Genomic DNA, 14,109 nt, shown 5'->3' on the forward strand with positions numbered 1-14,109 from the left:
CGCTTGTTTCCGTTTCTTTTCTCACGCGCTAGCCTCCTGGTTCAGGTGCTAAAGTAAAAAAAGAAGCGGAAAATAGCAGCATTCATGCTTGCGTTACCTTGTGTGGTACTTATCGTCGTCGTTCTATTCAAAGGTGTTTATCTGGAAATGTCAATCACTTGATATTTCCAGATAAAACAAGAAGAGGGAGCCAGGCTCCCTCTCTTAACTGACTTACGCCAGTGCTGATTTCGCTTTTTCGACCAGAGCAGTAAATGCTACTTTGTCGAATACGGCGATGTCAGCCAGGATCTTACGGTCAATTTCAACAGAGGCTTTTTTCAGGCCGTTGATGAATTTGCTGTAAGAGATACCGTTCTGACGTGCTGCAGCGTTGATACGTGCAATCCACAGCTGACGGAACTGACGCTTTTTCTGACGACGGTCACGATAAGCGTACTGACCAGCTTTGATAACAGCCTGGAAGGCAACGCGGTATACGCGAGAACGCGCACCGTAGTAGCCTTTAGCTTGTTTCAAAATTTTCTTGTGACGTGCACGTGCAACTACACCACGTTTTACGCGAGCCATATGCTCTCTCCTGTATCTATATTCTGTTGTTACCCATCATTTTGGGGATCAGAACCTATTGGTCTGATCACAACGCAAAATGGATCGGGCGATTAAATTAAAAAATTGGCTTATGCGTACGGCAGGCAAGCAATTACCAGACCCAGATCGCCTTTGGAAACCATGGCTTTCGGGCGCAGATGACGTTTACGCTTAGTCGCTTTTTTAGTCAGAATATGACGCAGGTTAGCGTGTTTGCGCTTAAAACCACCTTTACCGGTTTTTTTGAGGCGCTTAGCAGCACCGCGTACGGTTTTGATTTTTGGCATCTTATTAACTTCCACTTCGCATTGTTAAATAAACGAAACAAAGGCGAACCCTGCCCGGGAGGCGAACCCCTCAGACAGGATCACTTGATGGCCTTACTGTTTCTTCTTAGGAGCGAGCACCATGATCATTTGGCGGCCTTCGATCTTCGTTGGGAAGGATTCGACTACTGCCAGATCAACCAGATCTTCTTTCACGCGGTTAAGCACTTCCATACCGATCTGCTGGTGGGCCATTTCACGACCGCGAAAACGCAGGGTGATTTTGGCCTTATCGCCATCTTCAAGAAAGCGAATCAGGCTGCGGAGTTTTACCTGATAGTCACCTTCATCTGTACCAGGGCGGAATTTAATTTCCTTCACCTGGATAACTTTTTGCTTTTTCTTCTGTTCCTTAGAAGACTTGCTCTTTTCATAGAGGAACTTGCCGTAATCCATTATACGGCAAACCGGCGGCTCGGCGTTAGGGCTGATTTCGACTAAGTCTACTCCGGCTTCTTCAGCTTTTTCCAGAGCTTCTCTCAGACTCACAATACCAAGCTGCTCGCCTTCCAGACCTGTTAAGCGAACTTCCTGCGCGCGAATTTCGCCGTTAATACGATTCGGACGCGCCGTTTGAACTCGTTTTCCGCCTTTAATACCTTATTCCTCCAGTTGTTGAAGACTGCGGCTGCGAATCTCTTGTTGCAGCTTCTCAATCACATCATTTACGTCCAGACTGCCCAGGTCTTTGCCGCGACGGGTGCGCACGGCTACTTTGCCGGCTTCTACTTCTTTGTCGCCACAAACCAACATATAAGGGACACGACGTAAAGTGTGCTCGCGGATTTTAAAGCCAATCTTCTCATTTCTCAAGTCTGCTTTCACACGAATGCCCGCATTTTGCAATTTACGGGTCAGTTCGTTGACATATTCAGACTGACTATCGGTGATATTCATGATCACCACTTGTACTGGTGCTAACCAGGTCGGGAAGAAACCGGCGAACTCTTCAGTCAGAATACCGATGAAGCGTTCCATGGACCCCAGGATAGCGCGGTGAATCATAACCGGCACCTGACGTTCGTTGTTTTCCCCGATATAGGACGCACTCAGACGACCCGGTAAAGAGAAGTCGAGCTGTACAGTACCACACTGCCACGCACGATCCAGACAGTCATGCAGCGTAAACTCGATCTTAGGACCATAAAAAGCGCCCTCACCCGGTTGATACTCAAACGGAATGTTGTTCTCTTCCAGCGCAGCCGCCAGATCTGCCTCGGTACGATCCCAGGTGGCATCACTACCGATACGTTTTTCCGGACGGGTAGACAGTTTCACCACGATTTTTTCAAAACCGAAGGTGCTGTACATGTCATAGACCATACGGATACAGCTGTTCACTTCATCGCGCACCTGATCTTCAGTACAGAAGATATGCGCATCATCCTGGGTAAACCCGCGCACACGCATCAGACCGTGCAGGGCACCTGACGGCTCGTTACGGTGGCAGCTACCGAACTCCGCCATACGCAGCGGCAGATCGCGGTAAGACTTCAGACCCTGGTTAAAAATCTGTACGTGACCCGGGCAGTTCATGGGCTTGATGCAATATTCACGGTTCTCAGAAGAGGTAGTGAACATCGCGTCTTTGTAGTTTTCCCAGTGGCCGGTTTTTTCCCACAGCACGCGGTCCATCATAAACGGACCTTTAACTTCCTGATACTGGTACTCTTTCAGTTTAGAACGAACAAAGACTTCCAGCTCGCGGAAAATGGTCCAGCCGTCGTTGTGCCAGAACACCATACCCGGCGCTTCTTCCTGCATATGGTACAGGTCAAGCTGCTTACCGATTTTACGGTGGTCGCGTTTTGCGGCTTCTTCCAGGCGCTGCAGATAGGCACTCAGTGCTTTCTTATCTGCCCAGGCGGTGCCGTAGATACGCTGCAACATTTTGTTGTCGCTGTTGCCACGCCAGTAAGCACCGGCGGTTTTCATCAGTTTGAAATTGTGGCAAAAACGCATGTTAGGCACGTGAGGCCCACGGCACATGTCGACATATTCCTGGTGATGGTAGAGACCAGGTTTGTCGTCATGGCTGATGTTCTCATCAAGGATCGCCACTTTGTAGTCTTCACCACGGCTGACGAAAGTATCGCGGGCTTCTTGCCAGCTCACCTTTTTCTTGATGACGTCGTAATCGGTATCCGCCAGCTCGTGCATACGCTTTTCAAGCTGGTCGATATCTTCCTGGGTCAGGGTGTGGTCAAGGTCGACATCATAGTAGAAACCGTTGTCGATAACCGGGCCAATTGCCATTTTGGTATTGGGCCACAGTTGCTTGATTGCATGACCGAGCAGGTGTGCACAAGAGTGGCGGATAATCTCCAGCCCTTCTTCATTTTTCGCGGTGATAATCGCCAGGGTTGAATCCTGTTCAATAGGATCACAAGCATCTACCAGTTCGCCATTCACGCGACCAGCAATACAGGCTTTCGCCAAACCGGGGCCGATATCCAGCGCCACATCCATTGCACTGACAGCGTGGTCGTAAACACGCTGGCTGCCATCAGGAAGAGTAATAACAGGCATTATAAGTCCTTACTTGCAGTGGTGAGCCACACGAAAGCTCACATACAATGTTTTATTAGCTTAGAATTTAGGTGTGTTGCCAACCCATCTCGCCGACAATTGCGAGTTGCGGGGCGGCATCTGAACATGCAGGTGTCTGTTACAACCTGCGAATAGGGATAGTAGCACTTTAGGGGGTCGTTGTCGCCCCACCGCCCCTACTGAGGTAAATTTTGCTTTGTTTTGCTTAAAACGATGAATAACTAAGCGCTATTTTGCATTTATCAAAGATAGCAAGTTAAAAGCGGGCCAAATGATTATTTCCGGCAGACACCGGCAAGGCCGTTCCGCACAGGAATTTATTACGCTTTATTTTTCCGGCGCATTTTTTGTTAACCAGCGGGAATACTGTCGCTGACCGAAAGGTAACTTCCGTCATTATTAAGTTAGTAATTAATGGTCCGTTAATAACAGGCCAGTTATCCACTGGCCTGTATAATAGTTACATCCGGTAGCCGAGGGTCACTGTCGTGCGGGTATCGGTATGTTTCGGGGCCGTGTCGGGTGGGTTCGAGTTCCAGGTCACGTTATAGGCCACCTTCAGCCCGAAGTGGTCATTGATCGCTACGTTGAGGGCCGTCTCGGAGTTCACCGTGGTATCGTCCGCGCCCAGCACAGAGAGCCCCTGGGTGAATTTTGCGTTATCGCTCAGTTGCCATGCATATGAGCCCGCCGCATAGCCCAGCGGCTGGGTTTTATCGCCGCCGTCGGTATATTCGTCATAACGCACCCCGGGACCAAATTCCACCCGCAGGCTGTGCACCGGGCCATTCCATATCTGGCGACCGTAACCGGTGGTGAACACATCCCGCGCATGGTAACCGTTATAACGGTCCGTCAGCCAGCTGGCCTGGCCAAACAGGTAGTCAACATCGGTCCAGTTATAGCGGCCACGGGCCCCGGCAGAATATTTTTCCGAAGAACGTTCATCATTCGATGAGTTATTGCTGGCGTTACCCCACAAGGACCATGCCGTAGAACGGTTATACCAGGTCATGGTCGTGTCTGCGGTTAATGAAGAGCTTTTAGAGTTACCTGACTGCGCAAGGTAGCCGGCATTCAGGTTCCCTTCGAAGGGTTTCTTCGCTGAGGAGGGATCATCCATGACAGTAAAAACATTATCGTCTGCAACTACATTATGACTTACAAGCGCGCTGCCCGCGAGGATCAGGGCCACGGGTACTGTCTTAAAAAGTTTCATTTAACTCGTTGTCCGCACAGCATAAAAAGAGGCCGCTCCGGCCCCGGATATTTTTCTGAGGATCTAAATAGGTTGTCCATAGAAAGGTGGCGAATTATAAAAAAGCCCTTTTTACATAGCAATAAATTCTTATTTCATCTTTTGAATAAGCAATATCCGGATTTTACTAAAAGTGAATATAGAAACAGCCGGACAAAAAAAAGCTTTATATTATAAATCAGCCTGTTATTCAGACAAAAATTCGCTATCGGTGCTAGGCTTGATCCGGTTGCCCGTAAACCACAGAAAAGGCGGCGACGCCGCCCCTTACACTGAGTCAAATCCCTGCGCTGTTGACTGGAGGTAGGATGAGTAACGGTGAACCAGCACGCTATATAGTAGAAGTGCACTGGAAAGCAGACAGTCTGGCCGCGGTTAACGAGATCAACAACCACCTATCAAGGGCCGGCTTCCAGTTCACCATGACCGATGAAGACGGCCAGATCCACGAGCTGGGGCCAGGCACTTTCGGTATAACCTCTCCCCTGACGGCCCAGGAGATAACCAGGATGGTCTCATCACTGGTGGAATCCGCTATTAATGAACAACCCGAGGTCAACACCCTGACCTGGCAAGCGTGGCGGGCGTTGATCAAATAGCGGGATTCCGCGCTATTTCGCATGATTGTTGTGCAACAAGTCGTGTTTTTGTCCATGCTTAACGCGTAAGCTAATGATCTACCAGACAACGTGGGGATAATACTATGTGGCAAGCCATCAGTCGTCTGTTAAGAGAGCAACTCGGAGAGTCAGACACCCTGCAACGCACTGAACTGCCCGGGGGAGAGATCCACAGCGCCTGGCGCTGCCAGTATGCCGGGAAAGATATTTTTATTAAAAGCGATCAACGCGAGCTGCTGCCAATCTTCACTGCCGAAGCCGACCAGCTGGAACTGCTGGCCCGCAGTGGTACGGTGCACGTTCCCCGGGTATGGGGCGTCGGCAGCGACCGGCAGTACAGTTTTTTACTGCTCGACTACCTCCCGTTGCGCCCGCTGGATGCACACAACGCATTTTTACTCGGCCAACAGCTTGCCCGGCTCCATCAGTGGAGCGACCAGCCGCAATTCGGGCTGGATTTCGATAATGACCTGTCAACCACCCCGCAGCCCAACAGCTGGCAACGCCGCTGGTCGGGCTTTTTTGCCGAGCAGCGTATCGGCTGGCAACTGGAGCTGGCCGCGGAAAAAGGCATCGACTTCGGTGAAATAGACCAGATAGTCAATCGTGTGGAGAGCCGTTTAGCGGGCCACCAGCCCCAGCCCTCTCTGCTGCACGGGGATTTGTGGTCCGGTAACTGCGCACAGGGGCCTGACGGGCCGGTGATTTTTGACCCGGCATGCTACTGGGGGGATCGCGAGTGCGATTTGGCGATGTTGCCGCTGTACCCGGACCAACCGCCGCAGATTTACGACGGTTACCAGTCGGTTTCACCGCTGCCCGGCGACTTTCTTGATCGCCAGCCGCTGTACCAGCTTTATACCCTGCTAAACCGCGCCAACCTGTTTGGCGGCCAGCATCTGCAAACCGCACATCAGGCGGTGGATAGCTTTATGGCATCATGACCGCTCAGCGTCAGGCTGCCGGAGCAGCCTGACGGGTTCACAGGAATCCCAGCAGCGACAGGCAAACGTAACCAATTACTGCCACGATAACCGGCAAGATATACAACGGGAAATACTGTCTGAACACGCTGTGGCGCGGAATCACCAGCCGCTCTTCTAACTGGCGGCGGCTTAACCCCTCGGCCCCTTTGGCCTGCTCAAGGATTAGCTGATCCTCAACGCCCTCTTTCAGGAAACGCGACTGGCGCCACATCCGGGCACCGCTGGCCTGGAGCGCAATACCGACAAAGATCAAAATATAAATAATCCAGAAGCCGATATTCAGACTGTGGTGGAAATCCGGCACCGGCGAATTGTGCCAGAACAGGTTAAGAAAAGGGGTGTTAAAACGCACCATGTCGATCATCACATGGGCAAAGTCCAGCATGACGGCATCAATTCCCGGCTTTTTCTCACTGTGCAGGTACAAGTATTGCAGTATCGACACCAGCGTCGATATCACTGCGGGAATAAAAATCACCCAGCCCGCAATACGTTTAATGATGGCAACACGCCCCACCTGTTGATACGTCATCCCTTCCCCTTGATTTATATTCGTAAAAATCCGCCTTAAGTTTACCTGTTCGCGCTGCTTTTCGCCTGAACTTTGCTGGCCATTTTGTTAATTGCGCCAGCCAGCGTAAAATCAGGGCATAACCCGAATAACGACTTTACCGCTAAGGAGTCATTGCCGATGTCAACTGCCCCTCGTGTTGCCGCAGCCCTGTTTGATATGGACGGCCTGTTAATTGATTCGGAGCCGCTGTGGGATCAGGCTGAACTGGAAATCCTCGCCGGGGTAGGCGTCGATATCAGCCGCCGTCATGAGCTACCGGATACCCTCGGCCTGCGTATCGATATGGTGGTCGACCTCTGGTACGCCCGCCAGCCGTGGCAGGGGCCGTCCAGAGCTGAAGTGACCCAGGCGATATTTACACGCACCCTGGCGCTGGTGGATCAGCATCGTCCGCTGCTGCCCGGGGCCGCAGAAGCCATCGCGCTGTGCAAAGCCAGCGGCATGAAAGTGGGCCTGGCCTCCGCCTCCCCCCTTGCCATGCTGGAGCAAGTGCTGGAAATGTTTAACCTGCGCAGCCAGTTCGATACCCTCGCCTCCGCAGAGCATCTGCCCTATAGCAAACCCCATCCTCAGGTTTACCTTAATGCCGCACGGCAACTGGATATTTCCCCGCTGCATTGTGTCACCCTGGAAGATTCGGTTAACGGGATGATAGCCACCAAAGCCGCCCGGATGCGCTCGATTGTGGTGCCCGCCCCGGAGAACCGCACCAACCCGCGCTGGGTACTGGCAGACGTCCAGTTACCTTCACTTGAGGCATTACAGCTCGCGCATTTGCAGGGCTGATTCCCCCCCGGCCCGGCAATGTCGGGCCATCGTGACAATTTGTTACCGCGTCACCTCTTCCGTCCACTGTATAAAAACCCTATACTGGATGAATCGACAGTTATTTTTGGGTTGTATCATGACGGCGGAAGGCCACCTGCTCTTTTCTATCGCCAGTGCGGTTTTCGCCAAAAATGCCGGGCTGACCCCGGTGCTGGCCCAGGGCGACTGGTGGCATATTGTGCCCGCCGCGATCCTGACCTGTCTGCTGCCGGATATTGACCACCCGCGTTCGTTTCTCGGCCAGCGGTTGCGGTTACTCTCCACCCCCATTGCCCGGGCATTTGGTCATCGGGGCTTCACCCACAGTTTGATGGCGGTGTTTGTCGCCCTGGCCCTGCTGTATCTGAAGGTCCCGGAGACCTGGCTTATCCCTGCGGATGTCTTACAGGGGATGGTACTGGGTTACCTGAGCCATATTGCCGCCGATATGCTGACCCCCGCCGGGGTTCCCTTGCTGTGGCCCTGCCGCTGGCGTTTTCGGTTGCCCATCGTCACCCCCCACAAAAATAACCAACTGGAGCGGGTGTTATGTATTCTGCTGTTTGGTTTCTCCATCTGGATGCCCCAAAGCCTGCCGGAAAATCAGGTAGTGCGCTGGTCAACCCAATTGATAAATACCTTCCAGAGCGGATTTAATCGTTTTATTATTCACCAGCAACAGTAATCTTCGCGTCATATATTCCATTCGGAAATAAAAAATATCTTTTGAATATAAACAGCCGTCAGGACTTCTGCTACCCTGACCGGTATAAAGGCATGACCAATTGACTGCCTGATAATAATGAACTGGAGATTTGGGGATGAACCTTCCACTTATTGCGAACATTGCCGTGTTCGTTATGTTGTTGCTGGCGCTGGCCAGAACCCGCCACACCCAGTGGAGCCTGGCAAAAAAAGTGTTGCTCGGCCTGGGCATGGGGGTGGTTTTTGGCCTCGTTTTGCAGGCGATTTACGGTGCCAATAACCCGGTAATGGCCGCAACCCTGCCGTGGCTGAATATTGTCGGTAACGGCTATGTACAGATGCTGCAAATGATTGTGATGCCGCTGGTCTTCGCTTCTATCCTCAGTGCCGTGGCCCGTTTGCATAATGCCGCCTCGCTGGGAAAAATCAGCGTACTGACCATCGGTATCCTGTTATTTACCACCCTGATTGCCGCCCTGGTGGGGATTTTTATCACCAACCTGTTCGGGTTAAGCGCAGAAGGTCTGGTACAGGGAACGGCGGAAACCGCCCGTCTGACTGCCATCGAAACCAACTACGCCGGAAAAGTGGCGGATCTGAGCGTGCCGCAGCTTATTCTCTCTTTTGTGCCGAAAAATCCGTTTGCCGATCTCACCGGCGCCAGCCCGACTTCCATTATCAGCGTAGTGATTTTTGCGGCCTTCCTCGGTGTCGCCGCCCTGAAGCTGTTGAAAGATGACCAGGCCAAAGGCCAGCGGGTGCTGGTGGCTATCGACACTCTGCAAAGCTGGGTGATGAAGCTGGTCCGTCTGGTGATGCAGCTGACCCCATACGGGGTGCTGGCGCTGATGACCAAAGTGGTTGCCGGATCTAATTTACAGGACATTGTGAAGCTGGGTAGCTTCGTGGTGGCGTCTTATATTGGCCTGGGGATCATGTTCGCGGTACACGCGATTCTGCTGGCGGTAAACGGTATCAGCCCGGTGAAATACTTCCGCAAAGTCTGGCCGGTCATCACCTTCGCGTTTACCAGCCGCTCCAGTGCGGCGTCAATTCCGCTGAATGTGGAAGCCCAGACCCGTCGCCTTGGGGTGCCGGAATCTATTGCCAGCTTCTCAGCCTCCTTCGGCGCCACCATTGGCCAGAACGGCTGCGCGGGCCTGTACCCGGCAATGCTGGCGGTCATGGTTGCCCCGACGGTCGGCATCAACCCGTTAGATCCGATGTGGATTGCCACCCTCGCCGGGATGGTAACCCTGAGCTCTGTTGGGGTCGCCGGTGTCGGCGGCGGCGCCACCTTTGCGGCGCTGATTGTGCTGCCAGCAATGGGCCTGCCGGTGACCCTGGTGGCGCTGTTGATCTCGGTTGAGCCGCTGATTGATATGGGCCGTACCGCACTGAACGTCAATGGCGCGATGGCCGCGGGCACCATTACCAGCCAATTGATGAAGCAAACCGACACCGACATTCTTAACAGTGACGATAATGTCGAACTGGCCCAGCACTGATACCCGCAAGCCATTTCTGTAAGTCATGCCTGACCGGCTGACTATCAGAAACGAAAAAACGCCGCACTGGTCACAGGGCGGCGTTTTTTTATTCCCGGAACAGCCGGGTTATAGCTCGTCCTGACGGATTTGATCGGCCCAGCGCTGGGCGGCCTGGGGGATATCAAACCCCGGCGATTGACGGAACCGGTCCCCAACCAGAATAAAAGCGACATATTTATTTTTCAGGACCCAGACATCCCGGTACTCTTCCATCCGCCAGGCGTGGCTGGGGGGAGCAGGCTCAACCCGTGGAATATAGTTAACGATGGGGCGGTTTTGTTGTCGAAGTGGTTTCATGGCGTCAAATCAGGCTCTATGGCAATCACACAAACAGCGGCAATTATACCTTAGCCTGGCGGGGACGTCGCCCATCTCGTGCGAAACGGCTACCGGGTAACGCACTCATCCTGTGGGGTCAATCAGGCGGGTATCTGCCAGCATGCTTACCCGAGCCACACTGGCAAATACCGACGGGGGTTATTTCTGAACAGAAGGATCGGTATCGTACTCTGCACAGGTCTGGTAGCCCGTGTTCATCACGTGCCCGGTGTCATTAAGGGCAACAAAGTAGGTTTCCACTTTGCCATTACGCTGGCCGAGGATATACGTCTGGCAGGTGCCGCGGGCGTGGATCATGGTGATTTCAGATGAAGGTTTACCGGCAATCTGGGCAACCTGGGCCCGGGTCATCCCTTTTTTGACATCTTTGACTACCGGCTGGGTGAACTGATCGGCAGTGCGATCATAAGCGGTACAGCCCGCCAACATTGCCAACGCTGCGGCAGCACCTAATACTCCGGCGATATGTTTATTCATTATTACGTCCTCTGATAATTATCCGGTTATGCACTTATAAGTCTGGAATATAAAATATATTTTATCAACCTGTTAGCCATTTTACGCTCTGCCGGTTAGCGAAATACCAGAATGATGTAACACCGGCCCGCCCTGCGGGCGGTTTCGCCGCCGGTCAGTGGCCAGAACCACGATGTCCGGCTTGTCGTTTTCAGCACAACGCGGTAATTTTGTTGCCATTCTAACTATTTAAATTTAGCCACACGGGCAGCTTGACGTTAACGGAGGGGTTTATGGCATTACAGCAAGACATTATTCAGGCGCTGGGGGTAAAACCACAGATTGATGCCGGTGAAGAAATCCGCCGCAGCATCGATTTTTTAAAATCATACCTGAAGACGTACCCGTTCCTGCGTTCACTGGTCCTCGGGATTAGCGGCGGCCAGGACTCCACGCTGGCGGGCAAACTGTGCCAGAGCGCCATCAGCGAGCTGCGCCAGGAAACCGGCGATGACAGCTACCAGTTCATTACGGTTCGCCTGCCTTATGGCGTACAGGCCGATGAGCAGGATTGCCAGGATGCGCTGGCGTTTATTCAGCCGGACCGCGCCCTGACCGTGAATATCAAACCCGCCGTGCTGGCCAGCGAGCAATCACTGCGCGAGGCGGGTATCGAGCTGAGTGATTTTATTCGCGGCAATGAAAAGGCCCGCGAGCGCATGAAAGTCCAGTACAGCATTGCCGGTATGACCAAAGGCGTGGTGGTCGGCACCGATCACGCCGCCGAAGCGCTGACCGGGTTCTTCACCAAATACGGCGATGGCGGCACCGATATTAACCCGCTGTTTCGCCTTAATAAACGCCAGGGCAAGCTCTTGCTGAAGACCCTCGGTTGCCCGGAGCATCTCTATCTCAAACAGCCGACCGCGGATCTGGAAGACGATCGCCCCGCCCTGCCGGATGAGATAGCCCTGGGGGTCAATTACGACACTATTGATGATTACCTGGAAGGGAAAGTGCTGGACAGCAAGCTCACGGCGATTATCGAGAACTGGTACACCAAAACCGAACACAAACGCCGGCCGCCAATTACGGTGTTTGACGATTTCTGGCGTCAATAATCCCCGCCCCGCAGACCATTCCGCTGGCCGGTGATGTTACCGGCCAAAAACGCTACCCGCGCACTGTGTCGCTATGACAAAATTACCCGCTACGCACTGTGATACACACTCCATCATCAACGAGGCGCTATGGCTCTCTCCGTTAACTTGCTGGCCGCCGTTGCCATTGAATTGCAGCAAGGTCTTACTCATCAGGATCGCTTCCAGCGCCTGATCACCACACTGCGCCAGATGCTGCACTGTGATGCCTCCGCACTGCTGCGCTACGAAGAGCAGCAGTTCCGCCCGCTGGCTATCGACGGGCTGGCGCCGGATGTGCTGGGGCGCCGGTTTGCGCTCCAGACCCATCCGCGGCTGGAGGCCATCGCCCGGGCCGGCGATATTGTGCGCTTCCCGGCGGACAGCACCCTGCCCGATCCTTACGATGGGCTGATCCCCGGCCAGCAAGAGCTTAAAGTACACGCCTGTGTTGGTCTGCCGCTATTTGCCGGCCATAACTTGATTGGCGCCCTCACGCTCGACAGCATGTCCCCCCATCAGTTCGATATCTTCAGCGATGAAGAGCTGCGGCTGATCAGCGCCCTGGCCGCCGGCGCCCTGAACAACGCCCTGCTGATTGAGCAACTGGAAAGCCAGAACCTGCTGGTCCCCCATGACGGCGCCAGCGCCAGTATCCCGGATGCCGGAATGATTGGCCTGAGCACCGGCATGATGGCGCTGAAACACGAAATTGATATTGTCGCCGCCTCGGACCTTAACGTGCTGATCAGCGGTGAAACCGGCACCGGTAAAGAACTGGTGGCCCGGGCCATCCACGAGTCCTCCCCCCGGGCCGGTAAACCGATGGTGTACCTGAACTGCGCGGCCCTGCCGGAATCCGTGGCGGAAAGCGAGCTGTTTGGCCACGTAAAAGGGGCTTTTACCGGCGCGATTGGCAACCGCCAGGGGAAATTTGAGCTGGCCAATAACGGCACCCTCTTTCTGGATGAGATTGGCGAGCTATCCCTGGCCCTGCAGGCAAAATTACTGCGGGTATTGCAATACGGTGATATCCAGCGGGTGGGTGACGACCGCAGCCAGCGGGTTGACGTGCGGGTGCTGGCGGCCACTAACCGGGATTTGAAAACCGAAGTGCTAGAAGGCCGCTTCCGGGCGGATCTCTACCACCGGCTGAGCGTCTTCCCGCTCTGGGTTCCCCCCCTGCGGGAGCGCGGTGAAGATATTGTCCTGCTGGCGGGGTACTTCTGCGAACAATGCCGTAATAAGCTGGGCCTGGACAGCGTGGTACTCAGCCAGGATGCGGCGGACCACCTGCAACAGTACCGCTGGCCGGGTAACGTACGCGAGCTGGAACACGCTATCTATCGGGGAACCATTATTGCCCGGGCTGCCCAGCCGGGACGCAATGTGGTGCTCAGCGCCGCCCATTTACCGCTGGCGGCAACAGCCTCCCCCGGGGAGCCCCTGAGTCTGCCAAACAGCAACGCCCCGGACATTAACACCGCCGGAAGCCTTACCCCAGGCAATAGCGCCGCCAGCCTGCGTGACGCCACCGATGCGTTCCAGCGCCAGCTAATCCAGGCCACTCTGGATAACCACCAGCACAACTGGGCGGCCAGCGCCCGGGCACTGCACACCGATGTCGCCAACCTGCACCGGCTGGCGAAGCGGCTGGGAATGAAGTAAGCAAAAAAAGCCGTGGTGGACACAATCGCCTAATTTTTACCTCAGCGCACAGTCTTACCGGGCCAGCAGCACCTACACTGAATGCAGGATGACTGCTCATGGAGGTGTGAATGCCTTATACCCGTCTGCTGGTGGCGGTTGCCCCGGGGGTGGAAAGCCGCCAACTGCTTGATAAAGCCGTCGCCCTTGCCCGGCCGGTAAATGGCACCGTTACGCTGATTACCCTCGCGGTGGAGCCCGAGTTTTATAATCATATGGCCTCACCGATGCTGGAAGACTTGCGTGAACTCTTGCTGGAAGAGACCCGGCTGTTTCTGGACGATCTGGTTAAAGGTTGTGGTTATCCGGTTGCGGCACAGATCATTGCCACCGGTGAGCTAACGCCGCACCTGATGGCGGTTTGTGAGCAGCAGCGCATCGATCTGGTTATCTGCGGTAACCACAACAGCACCTTTTTCAGCAAAGCGCTGTGCTCTGCCCGATCGGTGATCGCCGCCAGCAAGGTGGATGTGTTGCTGGTTTGCCTGAGATAACCCTCTG

General features: G+C 54.1%; 17 protein-coding genes and 1 other annotated feature (1 of these 18 cut by a window edge). Of the genes, 8 read left to right on the plus strand and 9 right to left on the minus strand.

From position 1 onward, the window contains the following. Nucleotides 1-91 (minus strand) — a sequence feature (Phe leader region); it reaches 30 nt to the left of the window's first position. The 6 genes from pheM to F9C28_RS11705 all read right to left on the minus strand — a co-directional run bounded on the left by pheM (nucleotide 42) and on the right by F9C28_RS11705 (nucleotide 4,686). Continuing rightward, nucleotides 42-86, minus strand: coding sequence for a pheST operon leader peptide PheM (pheM, locus tag F9C28_RS11680; RefSeq protein WP_001386830.1), 45 nt, complete (start codon nucleotides 84-86; stop codon nucleotides 42-44). It overlaps the preceding feature by 45 nt. Before the next feature lie 122 nt (nucleotides 92-213). Continuing rightward, nucleotides 214-570: a 50S ribosomal protein L20 gene (gene rplT, locus F9C28_RS11685; RefSeq protein ID WP_199015513.1), complete on the minus strand. Its 357-nt coding sequence runs from the start codon at nucleotides 568-570 to the stop codon at nucleotides 214-216. Nucleotides 571-680: 110 nt separating this feature from the next. Continuing rightward, nucleotides 681-878 (minus strand): 50S ribosomal protein L35, encoded by a 198-nt coding sequence (rpmI, locus tag F9C28_RS11690; RefSeq protein WP_199015515.1) that lies wholly within the window; start codon nucleotides 876-878, stop codon nucleotides 681-683. 93 nt (nucleotides 879-971) lie between these two features. Continuing rightward, a complete protein-coding gene (gene infC, locus F9C28_RS11695) occupies nucleotides 972-1,514 on the minus strand; it encodes a translation initiation factor IF-3 (protein ID WP_199015553.1) in 543 nt (180 codons plus the stop codon). Between the two features lie 3 nt (nucleotides 1,515-1,517). After that, nucleotides 1,518-3,446, minus strand: a complete 1,929-nt coding sequence (gene thrS, locus F9C28_RS11700) for a threonine--tRNA ligase (protein ID WP_199015517.1) — start codon at nucleotides 3,444-3,446, stop codon at nucleotides 1,518-1,520. A gap of 481 nt (nucleotides 3,447-3,927) precedes the next feature. Then, the gene (locus F9C28_RS11705) at nucleotides 3,928-4,686 is read right to left on the minus strand and encodes a DUF481 domain-containing protein (RefSeq protein ID WP_199015518.1); all 759 of its coding nucleotides are present in this window, start codon (nucleotides 4,684-4,686) and stop codon (nucleotides 3,928-3,930) included. A 347-nt stretch (nucleotides 4,687-5,033) separates the two neighbouring features. On the opposite strand from F9C28_RS11705, the gene ghoS reads away from it, so the two are divergent. Together ghoS and F9C28_RS11715 are read left to right on the plus strand one after the other, a co-directional pair. Continuing rightward, nucleotides 5,034-5,324, plus strand: coding sequence for a type V toxin-antitoxin system endoribonuclease antitoxin GhoS (gene ghoS, locus F9C28_RS11710; protein ID WP_199015519.1), 291 nt, complete (start codon nucleotides 5,034-5,036; stop codon nucleotides 5,322-5,324). A gap of 104 nt (nucleotides 5,325-5,428) precedes the next feature. Continuing rightward, the gene (locus tag F9C28_RS11715; RefSeq protein WP_199015520.1) at nucleotides 5,429-6,289 is read left to right on the plus strand and encodes a fructosamine kinase family protein; all 861 of its coding nucleotides are present in this window, start codon (nucleotides 5,429-5,431) and stop codon (nucleotides 6,287-6,289) included. Between the two features lie 37 nt (nucleotides 6,290-6,326). On the opposite strand, the gene F9C28_RS11720 is transcribed toward F9C28_RS11715, so the two are convergent. Then, the gene (locus F9C28_RS11720; protein WP_199015521.1) at nucleotides 6,327-6,863 is read right to left on the minus strand and encodes a YniB family protein; all 537 of its coding nucleotides are present in this window, start codon (nucleotides 6,861-6,863) and stop codon (nucleotides 6,327-6,329) included. Between the two features lie 159 nt (nucleotides 6,864-7,022). Between F9C28_RS11720 and hxpB the strand changes: the two genes are divergently transcribed. From hxpB to F9C28_RS11735, 3 genes are all read left to right on the plus strand, one after another. Continuing rightward, nucleotides 7,023-7,691: a hexitol phosphatase HxpB gene (hxpB, locus tag F9C28_RS11725; protein ID WP_199015522.1), complete on the plus strand. Its 669-nt coding sequence runs from the start codon at nucleotides 7,023-7,025 to the stop codon at nucleotides 7,689-7,691. A gap of 106 nt (nucleotides 7,692-7,797) precedes the next feature. Continuing rightward, on the plus strand, nucleotides 7,798-8,397 hold the full coding sequence (locus F9C28_RS11730; protein ID WP_199015555.1) for a metal-dependent hydrolase: 600 nt from the start codon (nucleotides 7,798-7,800) through the stop codon (nucleotides 8,395-8,397). Between the two features lie 136 nt (nucleotides 8,398-8,533). Next, nucleotides 8,534-9,925, plus strand: coding sequence for an L-cystine transporter (locus F9C28_RS11735; RefSeq protein ID WP_199015523.1), 1,392 nt, complete (start codon nucleotides 8,534-8,536; stop codon nucleotides 9,923-9,925). A gap of 108 nt (nucleotides 9,926-10,033) precedes the next feature. Here the strand turns inward: F9C28_RS11735 and cedA are convergent, their stop codons facing one another. Both cedA and osmE read right to left on the minus strand, forming a co-directional pair. Next, nucleotides 10,034-10,264 carry a cell division activator CedA gene (gene cedA / locus F9C28_RS11740; RefSeq protein ID WP_199015524.1) on the minus strand — a complete coding sequence of 77 codons (231 nt, stop codon included), beginning with the start codon at nucleotides 10,262-10,264 and terminating at the stop codon, nucleotides 10,034-10,036. Between the two features lie 180 nt (nucleotides 10,265-10,444). Further along, a complete protein-coding gene (gene osmE, locus F9C28_RS11745) occupies nucleotides 10,445-10,783 on the minus strand; it encodes an osmotically-inducible lipoprotein OsmE (protein ID WP_199015526.1) in 339 nt (112 codons plus the stop codon). A gap of 272 nt (nucleotides 10,784-11,055) precedes the next feature. On the opposite strand from osmE, the gene nadE reads away from it, so the two are divergent. The 3 genes from nadE (at nucleotide 11,056) to uspC (ending at nucleotide 14,102) form a co-directional block, all read left to right on the plus strand. After that, entirely contained in the window at nucleotides 11,056-11,883 is an 828-nt protein-coding gene (gene nadE / locus F9C28_RS11750; RefSeq protein WP_199015528.1) for an ammonia-dependent NAD(+) synthetase, read from the plus strand. 129 nt (nucleotides 11,884-12,012) lie between these two features. Further along, nucleotides 12,013-13,569, plus strand: coding sequence for a nitric oxide reductase transcriptional regulator NorR (gene norR, locus F9C28_RS11755; protein ID WP_199015529.1), 1,557 nt, complete (start codon nucleotides 12,013-12,015; stop codon nucleotides 13,567-13,569). 110 nt (nucleotides 13,570-13,679) lie between these two features. Further along, nucleotides 13,680-14,102 (plus strand): universal stress protein UspC, encoded by a 423-nt coding sequence (uspC, locus tag F9C28_RS11760; protein ID WP_199015530.1) that lies wholly within the window; start codon nucleotides 13,680-13,682, stop codon nucleotides 14,100-14,102. Nucleotides 14,103-14,109: the final 7 nt, after the last annotated feature.

This window comes from Shimwellia pseudoproteus (assembly GCF_016415625.1).
GTDB classification, from domain to species: Bacteria; Pseudomonadota; Gammaproteobacteria; order Enterobacterales; family Enterobacteriaceae; genus Shimwellia; species Shimwellia pseudoproteus.